This is a genomic window from Amycolatopsis sp. NBC_01488 (assembly GCF_036227105.1).
In the GTDB taxonomy this organism is placed as follows: Bacteria; Actinomycetota; Actinomycetes; order Mycobacteriales; family Pseudonocardiaceae; genus Amycolatopsis.
Genome location: NZ_CP109434.1, coordinates 181876 through 206127 on the forward strand (window position 1 = coordinate 181876; position 24252 = coordinate 206127).

The 24252-nt window shown below is 72.0% G+C and carries 24 protein-coding genes and 2 pseudogenes; 11 read left to right on the forward strand and 15 right to left on the reverse strand.

The window, feature by feature from the left end:
* Window positions 1–22: 22 nt before the first annotated feature.
* The 9 genes from rplS to ffh all read right to left on the reverse strand — a co-directional run bounded on the left by rplS (window position 23) and on the right by ffh (window position 7057).
* A complete protein-coding gene (rplS, locus tag OG738_RS00845) occupies window positions 23–391 on the reverse strand; it encodes a 50S ribosomal protein L19 (protein WP_329050375.1) in 369 nt (122 codons plus the stop codon).
* 165 nt (window positions 392–556) lie between these two features.
* The gene (gene trmD, locus OG738_RS00850; protein WP_020644462.1) at window positions 557–1303 is read right to left on the reverse strand and encodes a tRNA (guanosine(37)-N1)-methyltransferase TrmD; all 747 of its coding nucleotides are present in this window, start codon (window positions 1301–1303) and stop codon (window positions 557–559) included.
* A 91-nt stretch (window positions 1304–1394) separates the two neighbouring features.
* Window positions 1395–1907: a ribosome maturation factor RimM gene (gene rimM / locus OG738_RS00855; RefSeq protein WP_329050376.1), complete on the reverse strand. Its 513-nt coding sequence runs from the start codon at window positions 1905–1907 to the stop codon at window positions 1395–1397.
* A 20-nt stretch (window positions 1908–1927) separates the two neighbouring features.
* Window positions 1928–2167, reverse strand: a complete 240-nt coding sequence (locus OG738_RS00860) for an RNA-binding protein (protein ID WP_003103110.1) — start codon at window positions 2165–2167, stop codon at window positions 1928–1930.
* Window positions 2164–2607: a 30S ribosomal protein S16 gene (gene rpsP / locus OG738_RS00865; protein ID WP_086680523.1), complete on the reverse strand. Its 444-nt coding sequence runs from the start codon at window positions 2605–2607 to the stop codon at window positions 2164–2166. Before rpsP ends, OG738_RS00860 begins: the two co-directional genes overlap by 4 nt.
* Before the next feature lie 159 nt (window positions 2608–2766).
* On the reverse strand, window positions 2767–3570 hold the full coding sequence (locus tag OG738_RS00870) for a CPBP family intramembrane glutamic endopeptidase (protein WP_329050377.1): 804 nt from the start codon (window positions 3568–3570) through the stop codon (window positions 2767–2769).
* A gap of 103 nt (window positions 3571–3673) precedes the next feature.
* Window positions 3674–4399, reverse strand: coding sequence for a CPBP family intramembrane glutamic endopeptidase (locus tag OG738_RS00875; RefSeq protein ID WP_329050378.1), 726 nt, complete (start codon window positions 4397–4399; stop codon window positions 3674–3676).
* A gap of 46 nt (window positions 4400–4445) precedes the next feature.
* Window positions 4446–5522, reverse strand: a complete 1077-nt coding sequence (locus OG738_RS00880) for an amidohydrolase family protein (protein WP_329050379.1) — start codon at window positions 5520–5522, stop codon at window positions 4446–4448.
* Window positions 5519–7057 carry a signal recognition particle protein gene (gene ffh / locus OG738_RS00885; RefSeq protein WP_329050381.1) on the reverse strand — a complete coding sequence of 513 codons (1539 nt, stop codon included), beginning with the start codon at window positions 7055–7057 and terminating at the stop codon, window positions 5519–5521. The genes OG738_RS00880 and ffh overlap by 4 nt, the downstream gene beginning before the upstream one ends.
* Window positions 7058–7275: 218 nt before the next feature.
* Here ffh and OG738_RS00890 point away from each other — a divergent pair, with 218 nt between their 5' ends.
* Window positions 7276–9066, forward strand: a complete 1791-nt coding sequence (locus tag OG738_RS00890) for an ABC transporter ATP-binding protein (protein WP_329050384.1) — start codon at window positions 7276–7278, stop codon at window positions 9064–9066.
* Between the two features lie 9 nt (window positions 9067–9075).
* Window positions 9076–9540, forward strand: coding sequence for a MarR family winged helix-turn-helix transcriptional regulator (locus OG738_RS00895; RefSeq protein WP_329050385.1), 465 nt, complete (start codon window positions 9076–9078; stop codon window positions 9538–9540).
* 270 nt (window positions 9541–9810) lie between these two features.
* On the opposite strand, the gene ku is transcribed toward OG738_RS00895, so the two are convergent.
* Together ku and OG738_RS00905 are read right to left on the reverse strand one after the other, a co-directional pair.
* On the reverse strand, window positions 9811–10683 hold the full coding sequence (gene ku / locus OG738_RS00900) for a non-homologous end joining protein Ku (protein ID WP_329050387.1): 873 nt from the start codon (window positions 10681–10683) through the stop codon (window positions 9811–9813).
* Between the two features lie 52 nt (window positions 10684–10735).
* Complete coding sequence (locus tag OG738_RS00905; RefSeq protein WP_329050389.1) at window positions 10736–11095, reverse strand: hypothetical protein; 360 nt, start codon at window positions 11093–11095, stop codon at window positions 10736–10738.
* A gap of 121 nt (window positions 11096–11216) precedes the next feature.
* Between OG738_RS00905 and OG738_RS00910 the strand changes: the two genes are divergently transcribed.
* From OG738_RS00910 to OG738_RS00935, 6 genes are all read left to right on the forward strand, one after another.
* On the forward strand, window positions 11217–11804 hold the full coding sequence (locus OG738_RS00910; RefSeq protein ID WP_329050390.1) for a TetR/AcrR family transcriptional regulator: 588 nt from the start codon (window positions 11217–11219) through the stop codon (window positions 11802–11804).
* A 22-nt stretch (window positions 11805–11826) separates the two neighbouring features.
* Window positions 11827–12579, forward strand: a complete 753-nt coding sequence (locus tag OG738_RS00915) for a glucose 1-dehydrogenase (protein ID WP_329050391.1) — start codon at window positions 11827–11829, stop codon at window positions 12577–12579.
* 578 nt (window positions 12580–13157) lie between these two features.
* On the forward strand, window positions 13158–14462 hold the full coding sequence (locus OG738_RS00920) for a GGDEF domain-containing protein (protein ID WP_329056502.1): 1305 nt from the start codon (window positions 13158–13160) through the stop codon (window positions 14460–14462).
* Between the two features lie 71 nt (window positions 14463–14533).
* Window positions 14534–15136, forward strand: coding sequence for a TetR/AcrR family transcriptional regulator (locus OG738_RS00925; RefSeq protein WP_329050393.1), 603 nt, complete (start codon window positions 14534–14536; stop codon window positions 15134–15136).
* Window positions 15133–15795, forward strand: coding sequence for a VC0807 family protein (locus OG738_RS00930; protein ID WP_329050395.1), 663 nt, complete (start codon window positions 15133–15135; stop codon window positions 15793–15795). The genes OG738_RS00925 and OG738_RS00930 overlap by 4 nt, the downstream gene beginning before the upstream one ends.
* Entirely contained in the window at window positions 15788–17119 is a 1332-nt protein-coding gene (locus OG738_RS00935) for an FAD-dependent oxidoreductase (protein WP_329050397.1), read from the forward strand. The genes OG738_RS00930 and OG738_RS00935 overlap by 8 nt, the downstream gene beginning before the upstream one ends.
* 15 nt (window positions 17120–17134) lie before the next feature.
* Here the strand turns inward: OG738_RS00935 and OG738_RS00940 are convergent, their stop codons facing one another.
* The 3 genes from OG738_RS00940 to OG738_RS00950 are packed head-to-tail and all read right to left on the reverse strand — an operon-like array spanning window position 17135 to window position 21173.
* The gene (locus OG738_RS00940; RefSeq protein ID WP_329050398.1) at window positions 17135–19444 is read right to left on the reverse strand and encodes a [protein-PII] uridylyltransferase; all 2310 of its coding nucleotides are present in this window, start codon (window positions 19442–19444) and stop codon (window positions 17135–17137) included.
* A gap of 11 nt (window positions 19445–19455) precedes the next feature.
* Complete coding sequence (locus OG738_RS00945; RefSeq protein WP_247062350.1) at window positions 19456–19794, reverse strand: P-II family nitrogen regulator; 339 nt, start codon at window positions 19792–19794, stop codon at window positions 19456–19458.
* Window positions 19791–21173, reverse strand: a complete 1383-nt coding sequence (locus OG738_RS00950; RefSeq protein ID WP_329050400.1) for an ammonium transporter — start codon at window positions 21171–21173, stop codon at window positions 19791–19793. Before OG738_RS00950 ends, OG738_RS00945 begins: the two co-directional genes overlap by 4 nt.
* Before the next feature lie 174 nt (window positions 21174–21347).
* On the opposite strand from OG738_RS00950, the gene OG738_RS00955 reads away from it, so the two are divergent.
* From OG738_RS00955 to OG738_RS00965, 3 genes and pseudogenes are all read left to right on the forward strand, one after another.
* Complete coding sequence (locus OG738_RS00955) at window positions 21348–22196, forward strand: putative RNA methyltransferase (RefSeq protein ID WP_329050401.1); 849 nt, start codon at window positions 21348–21350, stop codon at window positions 22194–22196.
* 24 nt (window positions 22197–22220) lie between these two features.
* Window positions 22221–22397, forward strand: a pseudogene (locus OG738_RS00960) (Fe-S oxidoreductase); the annotation flags it as partial.
* Window positions 22398–22820: 423 nt separating this feature from the next.
* Window positions 22821–23261, forward strand: a pseudogene (locus tag OG738_RS00965) ((2Fe-2S)-binding protein); the annotation flags it as partial.
* A gap of 6 nt (window positions 23262–23267) precedes the next feature.
* Here the strand turns inward: OG738_RS00965 and OG738_RS00970 are convergent.
* The gene (locus OG738_RS00970; protein WP_329050402.1) at window positions 23268–24125 is read right to left on the reverse strand and encodes a sigma-70 family RNA polymerase sigma factor; all 858 of its coding nucleotides are present in this window, start codon (window positions 24123–24125) and stop codon (window positions 23268–23270) included.
* Between the last annotated feature and the right edge of the window lie 127 nt (window positions 24126–24252).

Below are 24252 nucleotides of genomic sequence, written 5' to 3' on the forward strand. Positions count from 1 at the left end.
CTACCGGTAACCGGGTTGTGACTCAGTTAGCCGAGGCCGTCTCGCGGTTCTCGCGGCGCTCCTTGATCTTGGCCTTCTTGCCGCGCAGGTCGCGCAGGTAGTACAGCTTCGCGCGCCGCACGTCACCGCGCTTGTGGACCTCGACCTCGGCCAGGTTCGGCGAGTGCACCGGGAAGGTGCGCTCCACGCCGACGCCGAAGGAGACCTTGCGGACGGTGAAGGTCTCGCGGATGCCGCCGCCCTGGCGGCGGATCACGACGCCCTGGAAGACCTGGTTGCGCTCGCGGTTGCCCTCGATGACGCGGACGTGCACCTTGAGGGTGTCGCCCGGGCGGAAGTCCGGGATGTCGGAACGCAGCGACTGCTTGTCCAGCGCGTCCAGGGTGTTCATCGGTGGTCCGTCCTCGTCTTCGTATGGCTTGCGTACAGATCCCGGGCGCGCAACGGTGCCGCTGCGGGCGACCCGGGGGGCTGATGGCGGGCTCGTGGACGAGGAGGTCCACTCACGCCAACCTGTCAAGTATGGCAGACCGGGGTTCCGGCGGAAGCACCGGCCCTACGCCTGCTCGGGGTCCAAGCCCTCCAGGACCCCGCGATCGTGCTTGTCGAGACTACCTTCCGGCAGCGCCGCCAGGAGATCGGGGCGGCGGCGGGCGGTCCGCTCCAAGGCCTGGTCACGCCGCCAGCGGTCGATCAGCGCGTGGTTTCCGGACCGCAGGACGTCCGGCACCGCGAGGTCGCGCCACACCTCCGGGCGGGTGTAGCTGGGCCCTTCGAGCAGGCCGTCGGAGAACGAGTCCTCGGCCGCGGACCGCGCGTTGCCGAGCACGCCGGGCAGCAGCCGGACGACGGCCTCGACGATGACCAGCACCGCCGCTTCGCCGCCGACCAGCACGTAGTCCCCGATCGACACCTCGTCGACCGGCATCCGGCGCGCGGCGTCGTCGACGACCCGCTGGTCGATGCCCTCGTACCGGCCGCAGGCGAACACCAGGTGCTTCTCCGCCGCGTAGGCGTGGGCCAGCTCCTGGGTGAACGGCCTGCCCGCCGGCGTCGGCACGACTAGCCGTGTCTCCGGGCGGCAGACGTCGTCCAGGGCCGGGCCCCAGATCTGCGGCTTCATCACCATGCCGGGGCCGCCGCCGTACGGGGCGTCGTCGACCGCGCGGTGCACGTCGTGGGTCCACTCGCGCAGGTCGTGCACGCCGACCTCGATCAGGCCGCGGTCGATCGCCCGGCCCAGCAGCGCGGCGCGCAGCGGGTCGAGGTACTCGGGGAAGATCGTGACGACGTCGATCCGCATTTCAGAACCTTATTCTGGTTAGGTCGGCGCAACGAACCGAAGCGCGCCTGCCTGCGTGACTCTCGCGCCGACCGATGGCTGAATAAGGTTCTCAGGCGTCCAGGAGCCCTTCCGGCGGGTCGAGCACGACCCGGCCGCCCGCGACGTCCACCGTGGGGACGATCGCGCGGACGAACGGGACCAGCACCTCTCGGCCCTCGACGTCCAGCTCCAGGAGCTCGCCGGCGGGCGAGTGGACGACCTCGACGACCTTGCCGACGACCGTCCCGTCCAGCAGCTCGGCGCGCAGGCCCGCCAGCTCGTGGTCGTAGAACTCGTCCGGGTCGGCGGTCGGCGGCAGCGTGTCGGTGTCGGCGAGCAGGAGGGCGCCCCGCAGCGTCTCGGCGACGTCGCGGGTCAGGACCTCCTCGAAACGCACCAGCAGCCGCCCGCTGTGTTCGCGGGCGGCTGCGATGGTGAGTTCCCTCTTGCTGCCGTCACGCAGCTTCGTCGTCACGGCCGCGCCGATCCGGAACCGCTCGTCCGGCGAGTCCGTGCGCACGTCCACCGCGAGTTCCCCGCGGATTCCGTGTGCCTTGGCGATGCGACCGACTACGACGTCCATGACCGTTTCCGAAACAGGTTTCAGCGGTCGGTGTCGACGACGTCCACGCGGACGCCGCGGCCACCGATGCCACCCATGACGGTGCGCAGGGCGGTCGCCGTGCGACCACCCCGGCCGATCACCTTGCCGAGGTCGTCGGGGTGCACGTGCACCTCGAGCGTCCGGCCACGGCGGGTGGTCAGCAGCTCGACCCGGACCTCGTCCGGGTTGTCGACGATCCCGCGCACCAGGTGCTCGAGGGAGTCAGCCAGAAAGCTCACTCGGCCTTCTCACCCTCGGCGGCTTCGGCCTTCTCGGCCTCGGCCTTCTTGGGGGCGGACTTCTTCTTCGGCGTGGTGGCCTCGGTGGAGGGCTCCTCGCCGGCGGCGGCCAGCGCCGCGTTGAACAGGTCCTGCTTGGACGGCTTCGGCTCGGCCACCTTCAGGGTGCCCTCGGCGCCCGGCAGGCCCTTGAACTTCTGCCAGTCACCGGTGATCTCCAGCAGGCGCTGGACCGGCTCGGTCGGCTGCGCGCCGACTCCCAGCCAGTACTGGGCGCGCTCGGAGACGACCTCGATCAGGCTCGGCTCTTCCTTCGGGTGGTACTTGCCGATCGTCTCGATGGCCTTGCCGTCCCGGCGGGTGCGCGCGTCGGCGACGATGATGCGGTAGTACGGCGCACGGATCTTGCCGAGGCGCTGCAGCTTGATCTTGACGGCCACGGGTGTGGGTTCTCCTCGAATCTCTCTGGTGCTGGGCTGGGCGCACGCGGGCCGAGTGGGGACACGGTCGCGGGCACCCGAAGGTCAGGAGCTTTCGCACGGTGAGAGGGTCCGGCGGAAGCAGGCAGTGACCCATTCTGCCAGACGGGCCCCGCGCACTCAGAAAGAGGCCACCCCGAGCGCGCCGAGCAGGATCGTCAGCGCCGGGAGGAAGTTGTTCACCTGGTGCGCGACGATGCTGGCGGGCAGCCGCCCGGTGACCAGCCGGGCCAGGCCGATCGGCACCGCGATGACCAGCAGCAACGTCGTGCGCAGCGGCTCGAGGTGGCTGGCCGCGAACACCGCCGTCGACAGCAGGAACGCCGCGACCCGGCCCCAGCGTTCGCTCCGCCACTGCAGTTGCTCGGCGGCGCCCCAGAGCAGACCGCGGTAGATGATCTCCTCGCAGATCGGGCCGAGCAGCCACAGGTAGACGAACATCACGATCGCCGCCGAGATCGACATCTTCCGGTCCTCGACCAGCGCGCTGATCGCGGATGTCGCGTTGGCGTTGCCGACCAGCCGCGTCCAGAGGTAGGCGCCGATGGTCGTGAAGACGAGCCCGACGCAGCCGAAGCGGAACCCGGTGCGAACGTCGGCCCATCGCCACTCCAGCCGCAGGTCGGCGACGGGGCCGTTGCCGCGCAGGTAGGTGATCAGCACCGCAACGGCGGCCGCGATCATCGTCGGCAGCATCGTGCCGAGCAGCACCACCCGGATCGGCAGCGGGCCGGGCCCGGTGTCGCCGACCAGCACGGACACGAACGCCGCCGACGCCAGCAGCACGGCCTCGACGAGCAGGAAGGCCCCGAAGCCCCAGCGGTGCCGCCGCGCGGGCGGCAGGAACGCGGTCGCGGCGGGCTCCTCGGGCTCGGGGAACGGCGTGGCGTCGGGAGCCGGGTCCCGGGGCTGGGAAGTGGTCACGCGTTGCCCTCCGCGATCGGTCGGCTCCTGGCCTCGAGCCTAGCCGCCGGAGGGTGATCGCACAGTATCCGTCCGACTACTGTCCATCGATCTTCGCAGGCGCTCAGTGCGCGACGAACAGCAGGACCGCCGGCGGCAGGTTGTTGGCCGCGTGCGCGATCACCCCGGCGCTCACCCGGCCGGAGAGGTGCCGGGCCAGCCCGATCGCGATGCCCTGGCCGAAGAGGGCGATCGTGCGGGTCGGCTCGCCGTGCAGCTGGGCGAACACCAGCGAGGTGAGCACGAGCACCACCCACGGCGGGACCCGGTGGAACGACAGCGCGTTCCACAGCGTGCCGCGGACCAGCAGCTCCTCCGTGATCGGCGCGCCGGCGATGACGATCACCGCGGCGAGCACGAGCCAGACGGTGTCGCCGTCGAAGGTGTCGGCGAGGTCGCTCAGCGGGCTGTCGGAGACGTCGTCGGCGCCGTAGACGGCGATCAGCACCAGGTTGAGCCCGTAGCCGACGACCAGCGCGAGCGCCCCGCAGGCGAGGCCGATCCGGACGTCGCGCCAGGTCGGCTTGAGCCCGAAGTCCGCGCGCAGGCCCTCGCCCCAGAGCCACGAGCCGGCGGCCGGGCCGAGGCCGAGCAGCAGGTTGGGCACGAACGCCAGGAGCAGCAGCGGGCCGATGTCGTGCAGCTCGAGGGGGTCGAACTCGCCGACGTTGCGGTTGACCGCCGCGGCGATGATCAGGTTGATGAGGTAGTAGCCGGCGATCCCCGCGAAGAACGCGACGAAACACCAGTGCGCCTTCAGCACGCGCCGTGCGCCGTCGTCGTCCGTCACGCGCCCCACGCTAAAGTGCCGTCCCCGCAAGGAAATCGGCGGGGGTCTAGGCGTAGACGACGCCGCCCAGCACGACGTGCGAAGGATGCCGGAGGACACCCAGGTCCTCGCGCGGGTCGCTCGCGTAGACGAGCAGGTCGGCGGGTGCGCCGTCGGCGATGCCCGGGTGGCCGAGCCAGTCGCGGGCGGCCCAGGACGCGCTCGCCAGCGCCGCCTCGCGGGTCATGCCCGCGCGGTGCAGCGCTTCGATCTCGTCGACGAGCCGGCCGTGCTCGACCAGGCCGCCCGCGTCGCTGCCCGCGAAGACGCGTACGCCCGCTTCGACGGCCGTTGCGACCATCTCGCCGACGCCGGCGTGCAGGGCCCGCATGTGCGCCGCGTACGCCGGGTACTTGCCCGCCTTGTCGGCGATGCCCGGAAAGTTCTCGATGTTGATCAGGGTCGGCACCAGCGCGACGTCGGTGCGCGCCAGCTCCGCGAGCTGGTCCGCGCGCAAGCCCGTGCCGTGTTCGAGGCAGTCGATGCCCGACGCGATCAGCCCGGGTAGCGCCGCCTCGCCGAACACGTGCGCGGTGACGCGGGCGCCGTGGTCGTGCGCGACCTTGACGGCTTCGGCCAGGACGTCGTCCGGCCAGAGCGGCGCGAGGTCGCCGACGCCGCGGTCGATCCAGTCGCCGACCAGCTTGACCCAGCCGTCGCCGTCCCGCGCCTGCCCGGCCACCGCGGCCGGCAGCTGGGACGGGTCGTCCAGCTCGATGCCGAGGCCGGGGACGTAGCGCTTGGCCAGTGCGAGGTGCCGGCCGGCGCGGATGATCGTCGGCAGGTCGGCGCGCTCCTGCAGCGGCCGGACGTCGATCGGCAGGCCGCAGTCGCGGATCAGCAACGTACCCGCGGCGCGGTCGGCGATGGCCTGCTCGGTGGCTTCCTCCAGGGTCACCGGCCCGCCGATGCCGATGCCGGGGTGGCAGTGCGCGTCGACCAGCCCCGGCACCAGGAAGACGTCCCGGCCCAGCATCTCGGCGTCCGACACCGGCTCGAACGAGATCCGGCCGTCGGTGATCCAGAGGTCCCGGGACTCCCCGCCGGGCAGGACCACTCCGGCGGCGTGCAGCGCGCGGCTCAATTGTCCTTGGGGTTCTTCGGCAGCTTGAACTTCGTCGGGTCGAAGCCCGGGACGTCGTTCATGCCGCCCAGCTGCGACAGGTCGGGCAGCCCGCCCGGCATCTTGCCGCCCGGGGGCAGCATCGGCATGCCGCCGGGGAAGCCACCGCGGACCTTGGGCTGCGTCGGGCCGCGGCCTTTCTTGCCCTTCTTGCCCTTGCGCGACTTGGAGCCGCCGCCCCCGCCGCCGAAGCCGAACCGGCCGGCCATCTGGGCCATCATCTTGCGGGCCTCGAAGAACCGGTTGACCAGGTCGTTGACCTCGCGGACGGTGACGCCGGAGCCGTTGGCGATGCGCAGCCGGCGCGACCCGTTGATCATCTTCGGGTCGTCGCGCTCGGCCGGGGTCATGCCGCGGATGATCGCCTGCAGCTTGTCCAGGTGCTTGTCGTCGACCTGGGCCAGCTGGTCCTTCATCTGGCCGGCCCCCGGGAGCATGCCGAGCAGGTTGCCGATCGGGCCCATCTTGCGGACGGCGAGCATCTGCTCGAGGAAGTCCTCCAGCGTCAGCTGCCCGCTGGACAGCTTCGCGGCGGCCTTCTCGGCCTGGTCCTGGTCGAAGGCCTGCTCGGCCTGCTCGATCAGGGTCAGCACGTCACCCATGCCGAGGATGCGCGAAGCCATCCGGTCCGGGTGGAAGGTGTCGAAGTCCTCGAGCTTCTCGCCGTTGGAGGCGAAGAGGATCGGCTGGCCGGTGATCTCGCGGACGCTCAGCGCGGCACCACCGCGGGCGTCGCCGTCGAGCTTGGTCAGCACGACGCCGCTGAAGCCGACGCCGTCCTGGAACGCCTGGGCCGTGGTCACGGCGTCCTGGCCGATCATCGCGTCGACGACGAACAGCGTCTCGTCCGGCTGGACGGCGTCGCGGATGTCCGCGGCCTGCTTCATCAGCTCTTCGTCGACACCCAGGCGGCCCGCGGTGTCGACCACGACGACGTCGTGCTGCGCGTGCTTCGCCTCGGCGATGGCGCGGCGGGCGACGTCGACCGGGTCGCCGACGCCGTTGCCGGGCTCGGGGGCGAAGGTGACGACGCCCGCGCGCTCGCCGACGACCTGCAGCTGCGTGACGGCGTTCGGGCGCTGGAGGTCGCAGGCGACCAGCATCGGCGCGTGGCCCTGCTTCTTCAGCCACAGCGCGAGCTTGCCGGCGAGCGTGGTCTTGCCGGCACCTTGCAGGCCGGCCAGCATGATCACGGTCGGCGGGTTCTTGGCCAGGTTCAGCCGGCGCGTCTCGCCGCCGAGGATGCCGACGAGCTCCTCGTTGACGATCTTGATGACCTGCTGCGCGGGGTTGAGCGCCTGGGAGACTTCGGCGCCCTTCGCCCGCTCCTTGATCCGCGCGATGAAGGCCTTGACCACGCCGAGGGCGACGTCGGCCTCCAGCAGCGCGATCCGGATCTCGCGCGCGGTGGCGTCGATGTCGGCGTCGGACAGCTTCCCCTTGCGCGTGAGCGTCTGCAGGGCGGCGGTGAGCCGATCGGACAGGGTGTCGAACACGGGTGTGCACGCTCCAGCTGGGTCGAGAGTGGCGCGCCGGACGAGGCCGGCCCCTCCGAGGGTAGTCGCTCCGTCTGCCCGCCCTCGCGGGTACGCGAAAGTCGCGCGCGCGATTAGTACACAGAGGTGTACTACTACGCGCGCGAAATCAAGTAAAAATGGCTTTACTCCCGCGAAATTCACTGGCCGACCTCGCCGAGATCGGTAAACATGCGTGTATGACTTCCGCGACCAGACCCCGGCCGTCGCTCGCCGAACCGGCCACCGACACCGACGAGCCGGTCCCCTTCCGGCGGATCGCCGGCCTGTTCCGGCCGCACCGCCGGCGCCTCGCCGCGCTGTTCGCCCTGATCGTCGTGCAGGCCGGGCTCGGCGTCACCTCGCCGTTCCTGCTCCGCGAGATCCTCGACGACGCCCTGCCGAACCGCGACACGCTGCTGATCAGCCTGCTGGCCGGCGGGATGATCGCCTGCGCGGTCGGCAGCGCCTCGCTCGGCGTCGCCACCACCGGCCTGTCCAACACCATCGGGCAGCGGGTGATGAACGAGCTGCGCGTCTCGGTCTACGGCCACCTGCAGCGGATGTCACTCGGCTTCTTCACCCGGACGAAGAGCGGCGAAGTGCTCTCGCGGGTGTTCAACGACATCGGCGGCGTCGACAACGTCATCACCACGACCGCCGGGTCGATGGTGCAGAACCTGACGACCACGACCGCCATCACGGTGGCGCTCGTCCTGCTCGACTGGCAGCTCGCGGCGCTCTCGCTGATCGTCGTGCCGCTGTTCCTGCTGTTCACCCTCCGGCTGGGCAAGAAGCGGCGGAACCTGGCCCGCGGCCGGACCCGGCGGATGGCCCGGCTGACCACGATGGTCGAGGAATCCCTGTCGGTCACCGGCGTGCTGCTCGCCAAGACGATGGGCAACGAACGGGCGATGCGCGAGCGGTTCGGCGCCGAGTCGCGGGAGATCGCGTCGCTGGAACGCGCGGCGGCACTGGCCGGACGCTGGCAGATCGCGTCGCGGGCGATGAGCCTGACGGTGATCCCGGCGCTCGTCTACTGGATCGCCGGGCTGGCGCTGGCGGGCGGCGCGTCGCCGATCTCGCTCGGCACCGTCGTGGCGTTCACCAGCATGCTGAACCGGCTGGTCGCGCCGGCCAGCGCGATGCAGACCATCGGGCAGAACGTGGCGACGTCGAAGGCGCTGTTCGGCCGCATCTTCGAGGTGCTGGACCTGCCGGTGGAGATCGGCGACAAGCCGGGCGCGCGGTCGCTCGAGGTGCGCCGCGGCGACGTCTCGATGCGCGGGGTCTCCTTCCGCTACGACGAAGACGGCCCGCTGACGCTGAAGGACATCGACCTCGACGTCCCGGCCGGGACCACGACGGCGCTCGTCGGCTCGACCGGCTCGGGCAAGACGACGCTCGCCTACCTCGTGGCGCGGCTGTACGAAGTGACGTCCGGGTCCGTGGAGATCGACGGCACCGACGTCCGCGACGTCACGCTGGCCTCGCTCGCGGCGGGCGTCGGGATGGTGTCGCAGGAGACCTACCTCTTCCACGACACCGTCCGGGAGAACCTGCGCTTCGCGAAGCCGGACGCGACCGACGAAGAGATCGAGGCGGCGGCGAAGGCCGCGCACATCCACGACACGCTCGCCGGGCTGCCCGAGGGGTACGACACGGTCGTGGGCCAGCGCGGCTACCGGTTCTCCGGCGGCGAGAAGCAGCGGATGGCGATCGCGCGGATCCTGCTGCGCAACCCGCCGGTGCTCGTCCTCGACGAGGCGACCAGCGCGCTCGACACCCGCACCGAGCGCTCGGTGCAGGCCGAGCTCGACCGGCTCGCCGCGGGCCGCACGACCCTGACGATCGCGCACCGGCTGTCCACTGTGGAGCACGCCGACCAGATCGTGGTGCTGCACGAGGGCCGGATCGTGGAACGCGGGACGCACGACGAGCTGCTGGCGCGCGGCGGGCGTTATGCCCGGCTGGTCCGGGGAACCGCCTAACCTGGGTCCATGCAGCCCGAACCCGACGTCGCACCACCGGTCAGCGCGGACCCCGAGCTGGCCGACCTGGCCTGGCGGGTGCGCGAAGGCGTCGGACGGCTGAACTGGCGGATGCGCGCAGAGCGGGACCTGGGCGGCCCGGGCCCGGCGGTGCTGGCGGTGCTGAGCCGCCTCTACCGGGCGGGCACGCACACGCCGACCGAGCTGGCCGAGGCGGAACGGCTGCAGCCGCAGTCGCTGACCCGGATCCTGGCCTGGGTGACCGAGCGCGAGCTGGTGACGCGCTCGCCGGACCCGGCGGACGGCCGCCGTTCGCTGGTGAGCATCACCCCGGCCGGGCTGGCGGTGCTGCGGGAGTACAGCGTCCGCCGGGAACGCTGGCTGGCCGGCGCGATCGAGACGACGCTGTCGCCGACCGAACGGCAGCTGCTGAAGCTGGCGTCGGAGCTGATGCTCCGGGTCGCGGACGCCTGAAAGCCGCCGCGGAGACCCCTCGATCCCTCCACGGCGGCTTCGGCGTCCGTACCGCCTCCCCGCGGTGCGGTGCGGTGCGGGTTCCGGGTGCGGGCCGCTCCTCCGTCGGCCCGCCCCGGAACCCTGGTCCCCGGACGGCTCACCTCCCCAGGGGCCGTCCGGTTCTCCCCCCTCACCAGCGGTCCGGTACCCGCTGGCAGGACGAAGTCTGCCGCGCCCGGCACCCGGCCAGCAGTGGGAGAACCCTCAATTACCCGTGGGTAGTACTACTCAAGGCGTCTTCGTGCGGTTGCGCGTCGCGGCTCGCTTCGCCGTCGTACGCGCCTTCGCCGCCCTCGACGCGGCAGCCTTCGCCTTCGCGACGGCCGCATTGCGTGCGTCGTCGGCCTCGGACGCCGTCTCCTGCAGGGCCGCCAGCAGGCGCGTGACACCCTCCGCCTGCTCGGCGGCCGTCGGCTGGACGACCTCGGCACCGTCGATCTTCGCCTGGACCAACGCCTGGAACGCCTCGCGGTAACGGTCGGGGTACCGGCCGGGGTCGAACTCGCCGGTCAGCTCTTCGACGAGGTTGACCGCGCGCCGCAGCTCACCGGGCCGGATGTCGACGTCGGCGTGCCGGAACGGGAAGTCGGGCGCGCGCACCTCGTCCGGCCACAGCATCGTCTCCAGCACGATCACCTGGTCGCGCACGCGCAGCGCACCCAGCGTCTCGCGGCGGCGCAGCGCGACCGTGACCAGCGCGATCCGCCCGGACTGCTGCAACGCCTCGCTGAAGAGCACGTACGGCTTGGTGCCCGCCGGCTCCGGCTCGAGGTAGTAGCTCTTCGCGAACCAGATCGGGTCGACGTCGGCCAGCGGCGCGAAGCCGCGGATGGCGATCGTGCGCCCGGGCATCGGGAGGGACGCCAGCTCGTGGTCCGACAGCAGCACCACGTCGCCGCCGGGGACCGCGTACCCGCGGACCATCTGCTCCGGCGGCACCTCGGCGCCGTCGACTTCGCACACCCGCTTGACCCGGACGCGGCCGCCGTCGGCCTCGTGCACCTGGTGCAGCGGGATCTCGCGATCCTCGGTCGCGCTGTACGCCTTCACCGGAACGGCGTAACTGCCGAACCCGATCTTGCCCGTCCACACCGCACGCATGCGACCACCTCCGCAGCTCCCAGGCTAGGCAGGCAGGCGGACGCGCCGACAGCTACAAACGGGTGTCAGGCGCGACGGATTCGCTCACACATTCGAACGACGGCGTGACTTCGTCGAGCGCTTCGGCCGAACAGCGGGCCGCGATGGCCGCCGCGCGGAGCACTTCGGTGACGACCTCGACGTCCAGGGGCGGAGCCGCGGCGAGCGCGTTCGAGCCGCCTTCGACGCGGGCCGCGAGACCGGCCAGCGCGTGGGAAATGGCCTCCTGGCCCGCGACCAGCTGCGCGACGACGTCGGTCAGCTCGGCGGTGGTGGCGCCCGGGCCGCCGCAGCGCAGGCTCGCGGCGAGCTCCTCGGCGCAGGAGCGCAGGTGGGTGGCGACGACCGTCGGCGGCAGCGTCAGGTCCTGCATCACGCACCCCCTCCGACCGGTCAGGCCCGTCATGGTGCCACCGCACCCGCCGTGATCGGAGCCGACACACCGTCGACTCTTTATTTGACCGACCGTTCTCGAATCGGCTAGGGTTTCGATCATGTCCCGGGTCAAGGAGTTCGACGTCGACGAAGCCTGCGACGCCGCGCTCGCGCTGTTCCGGCGCCAGGGCTACGAGGCGACGTCGGTCAGCGACCTCGTCACGCACCTCGGCGTCGCGAAGGCGAGCCTGTACGCCACCTTCGGCACGAAGCACGACTTCTACGTCACGGCGTTGAAGCGCTACGCCGAGCGGACCGACACCCGGGTCATGGCCGAGCTGTCGAAGCCGGGACCGGGCGTGGCCGCAGTGCGGCGGCTCCTCGAGGGGTACGTCGCGGACATCCTCGGCGAAGACGGGCCCGTCGGCTGCTTCGTCGTCAACGCGGCGATCGAGCTGCTTCCCCGCGACCCGGCGGTCGCCCGGATCGTCGAGCGCAGCTGGGACACCCTCGAAGTCGCCCTGACCATGGCGCTCGAACGCGCCAGGACCCAGGACGAACTTCCCGGCGGCAGCGACCCGGCGACGCTCGCCCGGTTCCTGCTCACCGTGCTCCAGGGACTGCGCGTCCTGGGCAAGGGCACCGACGCGGCCGGCCGGCTGAACGCGGCCGTCTCGCAGGCCATGCGCGTACTCATTCAAGACTGATCGGACCAGAAAGAAGGCAGACATGGGGGCACGGTTCGCGAGCAAGGTCGTCCTGGTGACGGGCGGCGGCTCGGGCATCGGGCGGGCGACGGCGCGGGCGTTCGCGGCGGAGGGCGCGACGGTCGTCGTCGCGGGCCGGGACGAGCGGCGGCTCGCGTCCGCGGTCGAGGAGATCGGCGGCGACGCGAGCGCGGTGACCGTCGACGTGACCGACTCGGCGGACGTGGCGCGGATGGTCGAGACGATCGTCTCGCGGCACGGCGGGTTGGACGTCGCGTTCAACAACGCGGGCATCCTCGGATCGCCGGGCCCGGTCGCGGACCTCGACGAGGACGACTTCGCCGCGGTGCTGGCCACGAACGTGACCGGCACCTGGCTCTGCCTGAAGCACGAGATCGCGCACATGCGGGCCCACGGCGGCGGCGCGATCGTCACCATGGCGTCGAACATCGGCGCGCACGGCAGGCTGCCGAACATGGCGGCCTACGCGGCGTCGAAAGCCGCGGTGAGCGCGTTGACCCGCACGGCGGCGCGCGACCACATCGCCGACGGCGTCCGCATCAACGCGGTCAGCCCGGGGGCGACCGCCACGGACATGTCGCTGCGTCCCGGCGAGACGGACGCGGAGCGTGCCACGCGCCTGAAGGACGCGATCCCGCTGGGCCGGGTGGGCGCCACCGCCGAGGTGGCCGCCGCGGTGCTGTGGCTGGCTTCGGACGAAGCGGCCTTCACCGTGGGGCACGACCTGGTGGTCGACGGCGGCGCGACCGCCTGAGCGGCCCACCCGGACCCGCGGGTACTGGGGTCGGCCGGAGCTGGTCCGGCGGGAGTTCACGACTCACGGTTGCGCATGGTGACGTTCCCCTCTCCTACTGGGACGGACTCGGGTGCTCGGCAGGGTCAGGACTCGCGGTTGCGCACGGCGCATCCCCTCTCGGGCGTCCAGGCAGGGTTGGCGGCGATTCACGACTCGCGATTGCGCACGGGCCTTCTCCTCTCGCGGCGTTCCGGCAGGGCTGGCGGCGGCTCAGGACTCGCGGTTACGCACAGGGCACTCCTCTCGCACGTTGCGGCGGGACATCGGACCTCAGGACTCGCGGTTACGCACGACACGTCTCCTTCCGGCGTGTGATGACGGGTGGCGTGGGCTCACGACTCGCGATTGCGCACGACGACCTCCTCGCTGGTCCGCGGCGAAAAATTCGGACTCGGTGCCTCAGGACTCGCGGTTGCGCATGGCGGCGGCCTCCCTTCACTGCTCCGATCGTGTGGTCATCATCGATCGCGGCCGCCCGATGTGATGGGGTGGACGCGGATCGTCGGATCACCCAGGGGAGTTGCACCGCCTTGAGTATGGACGGCGCCCGTCCGGCCGAACCCCGCGTGGGCCGGATCCGTGGGGCGCTGAATCCTGCTCGCTGGACCCTCTGGCGCCAGCGCGGGTCGCTGATCTCCTACTGCTTCCTCGTCGAGGCCGTGGCGCTCGTGGCCACCGCCTGGACCGCCGCCGTGGTGCCCGTGCACGAGTGGGACCTGGTCGTCTTCGGCGTCCTCGCCGCCCTCGGCGTGCTGCAGGCGGAACTCGGCCGGCAGATCGAGCGGGTCCGGCGGCTGGTGTCCGACACCCCGCACATCAACCTGACGTCGGTCTGGACGTTCGCCGGGGTGCTGCTCCTGCCGCCCGCGCTCGTCACCGCCCTGGTCGCCGTCCTCTACCTGCACCTGGCGACGCGCAGCCTCGCGCGGATGAAGCGCGTGCCGCCGTTCCGGACGACGCTGAACGCGACGCTGGTCGTCGTCACCTGCTTCTCGGCCGAGCTGGTGCTGAACCGTCTCGGCATCCCCGACATGTACGCGGCGCTGACGTCGGGCTGGCGCGGCGTCACCGCCATCGCGCTGGCCGCGGTCGCGTACTTCCTGGTCGCGGCGATCACGATCCTCCCGGCGCTGACGATCACGAAGCGCACGGTCAAGGCGTTCTTCGGCGGCCTCGGCGACAACCTCCTCGAGGTCGCGACGCTCTGCCTGGGCCTGCTCACGGCGTTGACGCTGGCGACGCTGCCCGCGCTCGCCGTCGCGATCGTGCCGCCGCTGCTGGTGCTGCACCGGGCGGTGCTGATCAAGCAGCTGGAGATCGCCGCGACGACCGACGAGAAGACGGGTCTGTTCAACACGACCGGATGGCACTTGCTCGCTTCACGCGAACTGGCGCGTGCCCAGCGCAGCACGCGCAGCACGTTCGGCGTGCTGATGATCGACCTGGACTACTTCAAGCTGATCAACGACGAACACGGTCACCTGGCGGGCGACACCGTGCTGCGCGCGGTCGCGGCGACGATCAAGAGCGCGGTGCGCGACTACGACTCGGTCGGCCGGTTCGGCGGCGAGGAGTTCGTCGTCCTGCTGCCGGACATCGGCCCGGCCGCGGTGCTCACGGTCGCCGAGCGCATCCGGTCGGCGATCGAGAGCCTGCGGGTCGAGTACGAGGACGGCAGCCGCGTCCGCGTCATCGACGCGCTGTCCGCCTCGATCGGCGTGGCGACCTACCCGGACGGCGGCACGGCCGTCGAACGGCTTCTGCAGGCCGCGGACAAGGCCCTCTACCGAGCCAAGGACGCAGGCCGCAACCAGGTCGTCGACGGCACCGCGACCGCCTGACCCATTCCCCCCGCTTCCTGGCCTGGACCAGTCGACTTGCACGATTTGCTCGGCTGAGCTAAATTTTGCTCATGCGAGCAAGAACGTTCACGGAGTCCGGTCGCCGGGCCCAGATCGTGCGGGCGGCGATCGAGGTGATCGCCGAGGCCGGCTACGCCAAGGCGTCGTTCAGCCGGATCGCGAAGCAGGCGGGCCTGTCCAGCACCGGCATGATCAGCTACCACTTCGCCGGCAAGGACGACCTGCTCGAAGCGGTCGTCACGGAGATCGAAGTGGTCACCGGGGCGTTCATGCAGCCGCGCATCGACGCCGCCGTCGGGCACGTCGCGCAGCTGCGGGCCTACGTCGAATCGAACGTCGACCTCGTCGGCGAGTACCCGGCCGAGGTCCGGGCGCTCATCGACCTGGTGAAGAACGCCGGCTCGCAGAGCGCCGCCGTCAACGGGCGGCTCGCGCTGTTCGAAGAGCACTTCCGCACCGGTCAGGCGGCCGGCGCCTTCGGCTCCTTCGACACCCGGACCGCGGCGCTGTCCTTCACCGCGGGGCTCGACGCCGTCGTCGCCACCGCGGCGGCGGCCGTGCCCGAACCCGCCGAGCTCGCGCGCATCGGCCGTGAGCTCGCCGACCTGTACGTGCGGGCGACCGCACCGGAATCCACTGGGGGATCCACATGATGATCGAAGAGAAGACCGTGCCCGACGCCGGCCTGCGCCGGGTGATCCGCGCGAACGTGCGGACCGTGGTGTTCGAAGTGCTCGTGCCGATGGCGCTGTTCTACGGCCTGCGTGCCGCGGGCGTGAGCCAGTGGTGGGCGCTGATGGCCGGCGTCCTGGTGGCCGCGCCGTACGTGGTGTGGACGATCGTGCGCAACCGCAAGGTCGACCTCGTCGCCCTGGTCACGCTGAGCGTCATGGTCCTGTCGGTGGTGCTGGGGCTGCTTTCGGACGACCCGCGCACGCTGGTGATCCGCGAAGGCTGGACAGCGGCGCTGGGCGGCGTGTTCGGCGCGTGGATGCTGGTCTCGGTGTTCGTCGGCCGGCCGGCGCAGCTGACGCTGGGCCGCACGATCGCCGAGGTCAAGCGCGGCGCCGAGGGGGCGGACGCGTGGGCAGGCCGCTGGGACACCGACGCGCGGTTCCGGCGCGGCCTGCGGATCAACACAGCCGCCTGGGGTGCGGTGCTGCTGGCCGGCGCGGTGCTGCACATCGTGCTCGTCTACACGCTGCCGATCGACCTCATCGCGCTGGTCACCAACGTGACGTGGTTCGGCGCGCTGGCCCTCCTGATCGCCTGGCACGTCTGGTACCTCAAGAAGGAGAACCTCGATGCCTGACGTCCTGGTCGCGGGCGCCGGCCCCACCGGGCTGCTCACCGCGTTCGAGCTGGAGCGCGCCGGGCTGGACGTGCTGGTCCTGGAGCGTGACTCCCGGCCCACCACGCAGTCGAAGGCCCTCGGCCTGCAGCCCCGGTCGGTCGAGGTGCTGGCCGACCGCGGCCTGCTCGCCGCGATCGAGCCGCACGTCCAGGCGAAGCTGCCCGCCGGGCACTTCTCCGGCGTCCCGATCGACTACACGGACCTGCCGACGTGCTTCCCGTACCAGCTCGGCGTGGAACAGGCGCACGTCGCGGCGGCGATCGAGGCGCGGCTGCGCACGCCGGTGCTGCGCGACGCGGCCGTCACCGCGGTGGCCCAGGACGCCGACGGCGTCACGGTCACCGCGGGCGGACGCGAGCACCGGGCCGGGTGGCTCGTCGCCGCCGACGGCGGGCACAGCACGGTGCGCACGCTGCTGGGCGTGGAATTCCCCGGCAGCGCGGCACGGATCTCGCTGGTCGTCGCCGACCTCACGCTGTCGGCCAAGCCCGCCGGCGTGGCGGACGCCTGGTCGTTGCCGGCCGGCGCTTCGGGCTACCTGGTCCCGCTGTCCGGTGGTCGCCACCGCACGATCGTGTTCGGCGAGGAGCAGCAGCGGCTCGGCCGCGACGAGCCGGTCACGGCCGACGAGCTGCAGCGGGCCCTGACCGCCGCGCACGGGCCGGACATCGAGGTGGGCGAGGTGCTGTGGGCGTCGCGCTTCGGCGACGCGGCCCGGCAGCTGGAGCGCTACCGCCACGGCCGGGTGCTGTTCGCCGGCGACGCGGCGCACGTCCACCTCCCGGTCGGCGGGCAGGGGCTCAACCTGGGCCTGCAGGACGCGGTCAACCTCGGCTGGAAGCTGGCCGCGACGATCCGCGGCACCGCACCGGAGGGCCTGCTCGACAGCTACCACGACGAGCGGCACCCGGTCGCCGCCCGCGTGCTGGTCAGCACCCGCGCGCAGGCGGTGCTCGGCGTGCCCGACCCGGACGCGGCGGCCGTCCGGGAGATCGTCACGGGGCTGCTGGCCGTCCCCGAGGCCCGACGCGCCGTCGCTTCGGAGCTGTCGGGCATCGGAGTGGCCTACCCCGGGACCACCGGGCGCGCCACCGACGTCCCGGCTTCGGCGGACGGCCGCGCTGTGCTGGTCGGCGCGACCGTGCCGGCGGGCTGGGCCGGGCGGGTCGAGGGCCGCGAGGGGGCGGCACCTCGGCTCGTCCGGCCCGACGGGTACGTCGCGTGGGACGGCGGACCGGGCCTGGACGAAGCGCTCCGCCGGTGGCTCGGAGCGCCTGCCTAGCGGGGTAGCCGCCGGCTACGAAGCCGCGGCCAGGATCGCCTGCTCCACCTCGCGCCGCCAGCCCGGTTCGATGCGGCCGCTGCGGGGTGTCACCGCGAACGAGTCGACCACCGCGCCGCCGAGCGTCGAAACCTTCGCCCAGCTGACCTCCGCGTCACAGCGGCGCAACGCACCCGCGACGCGGAACAGCAGGCCGATCCGGTCGGCGGCACGCAGTTCGAGGACCACCGTGTCGGGGCCGCTCGTCTCGTCGTCGAACCAGAGGACCTTCGGCGCGACGGGGGCCGGCGAGCCGTAGTCGCGTTCCTTCGCCGCCAGGCGCTGGGTGAGCGGCAGGGTGCCCGCGACCGCGCGGGCGAACTGCTCGCGCAGCAGCGTCGCGTCCGGCAGGGAGCCGAACTTCGGGGACGCCGTGAACACGCCGGCGCGCCCGCCGTCGTGGCCGCGCAGCACCGCCGAGTGCACTTCCATCGAGTTCAGCGCCAGCACTCCCGCGGCCGGCGCCAGCAGCTCCGCGCGGGCCGGGACGGCCAGCAGCACCGTGACGACCTTGCCGTGCGCGCTGATCCGGATCTCACCGGTGCCCGAAGCCACGGCCTGGGCGACGAGCTCGCGCTGGTCGTCGTCCATCGGCTCGGGCGCGGTGAACCCCTTGCCGTGCAACACTTCTTCGCACCCGGTGACGAGCTCGGCCAGCAGCCGGGCCTTCCAGTCCGTCCAGACGCCGGGGCCGGTGGCCAGCGAGTCGGCCTGCGTGAGCGCGTGCAGCAGCTGGACGAGGACGATGTCGCCATCCAGCGTCTTGACCACCCGCGAAACCGTCTCCGGCTCGCTGATGTCGCGGCGCGTCGCGGTGTGCGGGAGCAGGAGGTGGTGGCGGACCATCGCCGACACCGTCGCCGCGTCCGCCGGGCTCAGCCCGAGCCGGGTCGCGACCTGGGCGGAGATCTTGGCGCCCAGCTCCGAGTGGTCGACGTCGCGGCCCTTGCCGATGTCGTGCAGCAGCGCGCCGACCAGCAGCAAGTCCGGCCGCGACACCGTCGTGGTCAGCTTGGCCGCCTCGACGCAGGTGCGCACGAGGTGCCGGTCGACGGTCCACTGGTGCACCGGCGAGCGCGGCGGCAGGTCGCGGACCGCCCCCCACTCGGGGAACAGCCGGGCCCACAGGCCGGTCCGGTCGAGCGACTCGACCGCGTCGACCAGGCCCTCCCCCGCGCCCAGCAGCTCGATCAGGGCGTTCAACGCGTCGGGCGGCCACGGCGCCCGCAGCTCGGGGGCCGATTCCGCCAGCGCCTTGAGCGTGCCGAGCGCGATGGGCTTGCCCGTGCGCGCCGACGCGGCGGCGACCCGCAGCAGCAGCGCCGGGTCCTTGGCCGGAACGGCGTCACGGGCGAGCGCGACCTCGTTCCCGTGCAGCACCACGCCTTCGGTGAGCGGAGTCCGCGCCGGACGCCGTCCGAACCGCGGCTTCGGCGGCTCCACAGTGGACCGGAGGGCGACGTCCAGCGCGTACGCGATCGTGCGGCCCGCCCCGGAAAGCTTGCGGGCCAAGGTGAACCGGTCGCCGAAGCCGAGTTCGGCGGCCACCAGCTCGGCCTCCGGAGCGGACAGGATGTCCCGCTCGCGCCGGATCTCCCGCCGCAGCTCGGTGCGGACGTCGAGCAGGAGTCCCTTCGCTTCCAGGAGCTCCTCGCCGGGCCGTGCGGTGAGCTGCGCCGCGGCCAGTGCTTCCAGGACGGCGAAGTCCCGCAGCCCGCCCCGCCCGTGCTTGAGATCGGGCTCGGCGGACTGCGCGATCTCGCCGCTGCGAGCCCAGCGCTGCCGGACCGACGCCGTCATGTCCGGGATCTGCTTGCGCGCGGTGCGGCGCCACTGGTCACGCGCCGCGGAAACCAGCCGTCCGCTCAGCTCGGCGTCCCCGGCGAGGTGCCGGGCGTCGAGCAGGCCCATGGCCACGCGAAGGTCCTCCGAAGCGACCTTCAGCGCTTCGCCGGGCGTACGGACCGAGTGGTCCAGCCCGACTTTCGCGTCCCACAAGGGATACCAGAGCGCGTCCGCGATCTCGGCGACGCCGCTGGTGCCGTTGTGCACCAGCAGCAGGTCGAGATCGGAGAACGGCACCAGCTCCCGGCGGCCGAGCCCGCCCACGGCGACCAGCGCGACACCCGGTTCCGCGGTGTCGACGCCGGCCGCCGAGGCTCCCCTGCCCAGCCAGAACTCGTAGAGGTCGACCAGGGCCGCCCGCAGTGCGGACGCCCCCAGCCTCCCGTGCCTGCCCTCGAGCAAACGCTCGGTGGCCTTGACCAGTTCGCCCCCGTCGGCCATGTCCCGGTCGCCTATAGCGCGTCCGTGCCGCGCTCGCCGGTCCGTACCCGGATCACCGTCTCGACCGGGGTCACCCACACCTTGCCGTCGCCGATCTTGCCGGTGTGCGCGGCCGTGGTGACGGCGTCGAGCACCTTCTCCACGTTGGTGTCGTCGGTGACGACCTCGATCTTCAGCTTGGCCACGAAGTCCACCGAGTACTCCGCGCCGCGGTAGACCTCGGTGTGACCCTTCTGCCGGCCGTAGCCCTGGACCTCGCTGACCGTCATGCCCAGCACGCCCAGCTGCTCCAGCGCGGAGCGGACGTCGTCCAGCGTGAACGGCTTCACAATCGCCGTGATGAGCTTCATGCCTTGCTCTCCTCGAGTTTCGCGGCCGGGGCGGTCTTGACCGGAAGGGTGGACGGAGCGCCACCGCCGGACAACCCGGTGAAGTCGTACGCGCTCTCCGCGTGCTGGGCCTCGTCGATGCCGGTGACCTCGTCCTCGGTGCTGACGCGGAAGCCGCCCGCCTTCTTGATGGCGAAGCCGATGATGAAGGACAGGACGAAGGAGTACGCGAGCACCGCACCGGCGGCCGCCGCCTGACGACCCAGCTGGGTGAACCCACCGCCGTAGAACAGGCCGTCGGCGCCGAGCGCGTTGACGCTCGTGGTGCCGAAGAAGCCGATCAGCAGGGTGCCGACGATGCCGCCGACCAGGTGGACGCCCACGACGTCGAGCGAGTCGTCGAAGCCGAACTTGAACTTGAGCGAGATGGCCAGCGCGCAGAGGACACCGGCGACCAGGCCGATCGCGATGGCCCCCAGCGGGCTCACGAAACCACACGCCGGGGTGATGGCGACCAGGCCGGCGACCGCGCCGGAAGCTGCGCCGAGGGTGGTCGGCTTGCCGAACTTCAGCTGCTCCACGATCAGCCAGCCGAGGACGGCGGCCGCGGTGGCGACGGTGGTGTTGGTGAACGCGACGGCGGCGAGGTCGCTGGCGGCCAGCGCCGAACCGGCGTTGAAGCCGTACCAGCCGAACCACAGCAGGCTCGCGCCGAGCAGGACGAACGGCACGTTGTGCGGGCGGCCGGTGTCCTTCGGCCAGCCCTTGCGCTTGCCGAGCACGATCGCCAGTGCGAGACCCGCGGCACCGGCGTTGATGTGGACCGCGGTACCACCGGCGAAGTCGAGTGCCTTGAGGTTGTTGGCGATCCAGCCGCCGACGGCGTTCGGGCCGACGAAGCCGTTGAACGAGAACACCCAGTGCGCGACCGGGAAGTAGACGACCGTCACCCAGATGACGACGAACAGCGTCCAGCCCCAGAACTTCGCGCGGTCGGCGATGGCGCCGGAGATCAGCGCGGGGGTGATGATGGCGAACATCAGCTGGAACATGACGAACGCGAGCACCGGCAGCGCGTCGGTGCCGGGCCACGCGACGGCGGGTGCCGAGTCGGTGGCGGCGACCGCGAAGCCGGCGAGCTTCCCGAAGGTGTTCTCCAAGCCGGCGAAGTGGAAGTTACCGACGAAGCCGCCGAAGGCGTCGTCGCCGAACGACATCGAGAAGCCGTACAGGGCCCAGAGCACCCCCACCACGGCCAGCGCGATGAAGTTCATCATCAGCATGTTCAAGACGCTCTTCGCGCGGACCATGCCGCCGTAGAAGAACGCCAATCCTGGGGTCATGAGCATGACCAGCGCGGCGCTGGCCAGTACCCATGCGGTGTCTCCTGCGTTCAGCACATCGTCCTCCCGTGCCCTGGGTGTTCTGCGAAGGCAGTTTTGGCGCGCGGTGTTTCACGAGGCGGCGCGAGAGGTTTCGCCCGCGTGAACTGTCCGCGCCCGGTTGTTACGGCCAGGTTTCCCGGGACGTGTCCTGGAGTGTCCGGTTGCGTTACGTCGTGGTCGAATATCCCCATGACCGCGAGCGACCACGGAAATGACCCACTGCCACCCCGGGTCGTGGAAGCGTTGCGCTGTTCGGTGTGCGCCGAGCCACTGCAGGCGGTCGATCGCACGCTGTGTTGCGCAACGGGCCACTCGTTCGATCTAGCCCGCCAGGGTTACGTGAACCTGTTGCACGCGCGAATCCCGGCCGGGACGGCGGACACGGCGCCGATGGTCGCGGCCCGAGCGGACTTCCTGGCGTCCGGCGCGTACCGGCCGCTGGCGGACGAACTGGCCCGCGTGTGCGCGGACGCCGACGGCCTCGTGATCGACGCGGGCGCCGGCACGGGCTACTACCTGGCCCGGGTCCTGGACGCGTCGGCGGCTTTCGGCCTCGCGCTGGACGTCTCCGCGGTGGCCTTGCGACGCGCGGCCCGCGCCCACCCACGCTTGGGGGCGGCGGTGTGGAACCTGTGGGAGCCGTGGCCGGTGGCCGACGAGGTGGCATCGGTGGTGCTGAACGTCTTCGCGCCGCGCAACGGGCCGGAGTTCCACCGGGTGCTGCGGCCGGGCGGCCTGCTGACGGTGGCGTCCCCGGCCCCGGACCACCTCGGTGAGCTGGGCGACCTGGTGCTGTCGGTCGACGACCGCAAGGAGGAGCGCCTGGACGGCACCCTCGGCGAGTACTTCGCCCGCACGGGCCGGACGGAGGTCCGCCGGACGGTGGAGCTGACGCCCGGGCAGATCCGCCAGGCGGTGGAGATGGGCCCGACGGCGTTCCACCTGGATCGAGGCGATCGCCGTGCGCGCCTGGACGCGCTGACGGAGGCTCAGCCGGTGACGGTCTCGTTCACGGTCTCCACCTACCGGCGGCTGTGAAGACGGTCTGGAAGGCTGGGTGCCGTGAAGCCCGACTGGACCGCGCCCGCGACCCTGCTCGCGGACCCGGAGTGGGTACGCGCCCGCATCGGCGGCGCGGCCAAGCTCTACGGCTGCGCCCGGCCGGAGGTGCTCGGCACGATCTGGTGGTACTCGCTCTCATCGGTGCTGGTGGCCCCGGCGGTGGAGACCCTGGCCGCGGCGGCCGACGTGGCGTGGGCAGCACCGTCGACCGCGGAGTCGGACGGCTTCCGGTCGACAGGCCGACCGGCCGTTGGCCACTCGCCCCAACCCTCCCCCGCCGACCGGTCCCCCGAACCTGCACCAGTCGATCACTCCGACCAACCCGCACCAGCTAGTCGCTCCGCCCGACCCGGCGGCCCCGCCGACCACTCCCCCGGACCCGTGCCAGTCGATCACTCCGACCAATCCGCACCAACTAATCGCTCTGCCCGACCCGGCGGCCCCACCGACCATTCCCCCGGACCCGCACCAACCAATCGCACCGCCCAACCCACCCCCACCGACCACTCCCCCGGACCCGCAAGTCGCACCGTCCAATCCACCCCTGCCGATCACTCCCCCGGACCCGCGCCAGCCGACCATTCGCCTCGGCTGGCGTTGGCCGACCCGTCGCTCGACGCCATGGAGATCGACCTCCTCGCCGACGGGCGGGTCCTCGGCGCCCGGTCCACCCGTCTGCTCTCGGGCGGGCTGCCCGAGCTGGGCGCCGCGTTCGGCCAGGCGCTCGGGGCCGCCATCGCCACGATCGCCGCTGTCACCGGGGCGCGTGCCCGCGCGCTCGGCGCCATCGCCACCGACTCGATCGGCAACCGGCTGCTGTGGACGCCCGACCCGGAGCGCGCGATGGCCCTGGCCGAACCGCTGGTGGCCGCGATCGGCCTGGACCTGCCGAAGCCCCGTTTCGTGCGCGTCGGCCGGACGCCTGCCGTGCGCCGAGCCTCGTGCTGCCTGATCTACGAGGTCGGCAACCCGAAGTGCGTCAGCTGCCCGCGCCAGACGCCGGCCGAGCGCGAAGCACGCCTGCGCGCCGCTCTGGGCTGACCCGCGTCAGTCGAGGACGGTCAGCTCCAGCCCCCGCAGCCGGTCGGGGTCGGCGATGACCTCGATGCCGCTGATCCGGTCGCCGTCCACCTGGAACGCCAGGACGACCGACAGCCGGCCGTCCTGGATCCACAGCAGCCCGGGCGAGCCGTCGACGAGGACCAGCTCGCTGGCGCGGGCCCGTTCGGCGGCCAGCACCGCGCCCTTGCGCACGTTCTCGACACCGCGTAGCACCACCGGCGCCGGGCTCGGGCCGACGAACCGGTCCGCGTGCAGCACGACGTCCGGGTCGAGCAGGGCGAGCAGCGCGTCGAAGTCGCCACCACGGGACGCCGCCAGGAACGCCTCGACGACCTTGCGTCGTCTCGGCAAGTCCGCGTCCGTCGTCGAGCCGCCCTTGACCCGCCGCCGGGCCCGGCTCGCGAGCTGCCGCGCCGCGGCCGGGGTCTTGTCGATCATCGGCGCGATCTCGTCGAACGGCACGGCGAACATGTCGTGCAGCACGAACGCGACCCGCTCGGCCGGCGCGAGCGCGTCGAGCACCACCAGCAGCGCCAGCCCGACCGTGTCGGCCAGTTCCGCCTCCTGCTCGGGGTCCCGGCGGTCCGTACCCTGCTCGGGCCGGCCGTCCAGCGACTCCTCGCGGTGGTTGCGACGGGTCCGCAGCATCGACAGGCACACCCGTGCGACGACGGTCGTCAGCCACGCGCCGACGTTCTCGACCTCGCCGAGCTCGGTGCGGTCGAACCGCAGCCAGGCCTCCTGGAGGGCGTCGTCGGCTTCGCTCGCCGAACCGAGCATCCGGTAGGCGACCGCGCGCAACCGCGGCTGCTCCTGCTCGAACCGCTCGGTCAGCGTGTCCACAGTGTCCTGTTCCTCCCGCCGGCTCCGTAGCAGTAGACCCCGCGGCGGCGGCCGATGTGACCGGAACGCGAGTGATCCGGGTCATTCCCGGCGGTGAACCGCCCTCCTCGGCTCGTACCGGCAAGGT

What these genes read in the sequence shown, in the direction of transcription:
- rplS (WP_329050375.1), bottom strand. Translation starts at nt 391, where the DNA reads ATGAACACCCTGGACGCGCTGGACAAGCAGTCGCTGCGTTCCGACATC.
- trmD (WP_020644462.1), bottom strand. Translation starts at nt 1,303, where the DNA reads ATGCGGATCGACGTCGTCACGATCTTCCCCGAGTACCTCGACCCGCTG.
- rimM (WP_329050376.1), bottom strand. Translation starts at nt 1,907, where the DNA reads ATGGACGTCGTAGTCGGTCGCATCGCCAAGGCACACGGAATCCGCGGG.
- OG738_RS00890 (WP_329050384.1), top strand. Translation starts at nt 7,276, where the DNA reads ATGACTTCCGCGACCAGACCCCGGCCGTCGCTCGCCGAACCGGCCACC.
- OG738_RS00895 (WP_329050385.1), top strand. Translation starts at nt 9,076, where the DNA reads ATGCAGCCCGAACCCGACGTCGCACCACCGGTCAGCGCGGACCCCGAG.
- ku (WP_329050387.1), bottom strand. Translation starts at nt 10,683, where the DNA reads ATGCGTGCGGTGTGGACGGGCAAGATCGGGTTCGGCAGTTACGCCGTT.
- OG738_RS00905 (WP_329050389.1), bottom strand. Translation starts at nt 11,095, where the DNA reads ATGCAGGACCTGACGCTGCCGCCGACGGTCGTCGCCACCCACCTGCGC.
- OG738_RS00910 (WP_329050390.1), top strand. Translation starts at nt 11,217, where the DNA reads ATGTCCCGGGTCAAGGAGTTCGACGTCGACGAAGCCTGCGACGCCGCG.
- OG738_RS00915 (WP_329050391.1), top strand. Translation starts at nt 11,827, where the DNA reads ATGGGGGCACGGTTCGCGAGCAAGGTCGTCCTGGTGACGGGCGGCGGC.
- OG738_RS00920 (WP_329056502.1), top strand. Translation starts at nt 13,158, where the DNA reads ATGGACGGCGCCCGTCCGGCCGAACCCCGCGTGGGCCGGATCCGTGGG.
- OG738_RS00925 (WP_329050393.1), top strand. Translation starts at nt 14,534, where the DNA reads ATGCGAGCAAGAACGTTCACGGAGTCCGGTCGCCGGGCCCAGATCGTG.
- OG738_RS00930 (WP_329050395.1), top strand. Translation starts at nt 15,133, where the DNA reads ATGATGATCGAAGAGAAGACCGTGCCCGACGCCGGCCTGCGCCGGGTG.
- OG738_RS00935 (WP_329050397.1), top strand. Translation starts at nt 15,788, where the DNA reads ATGCCTGACGTCCTGGTCGCGGGCGCCGGCCCCACCGGGCTGCTCACC.
- OG738_RS00940 (WP_329050398.1), bottom strand. Translation starts at nt 19,444, where the DNA reads ATGGCCGACGGGGGCGAACTGGTCAAGGCCACCGAGCGTTTGCTCGAG.
- OG738_RS00945 (WP_247062350.1), bottom strand. Translation starts at nt 19,794, where the DNA reads ATGAAGCTCATCACGGCGATTGTGAAGCCGTTCACGCTGGACGACGTC.
- OG738_RS00955 (WP_329050401.1), top strand. Translation starts at nt 21,348, where the DNA reads ATGACCGCGAGCGACCACGGAAATGACCCACTGCCACCCCGGGTCGTG.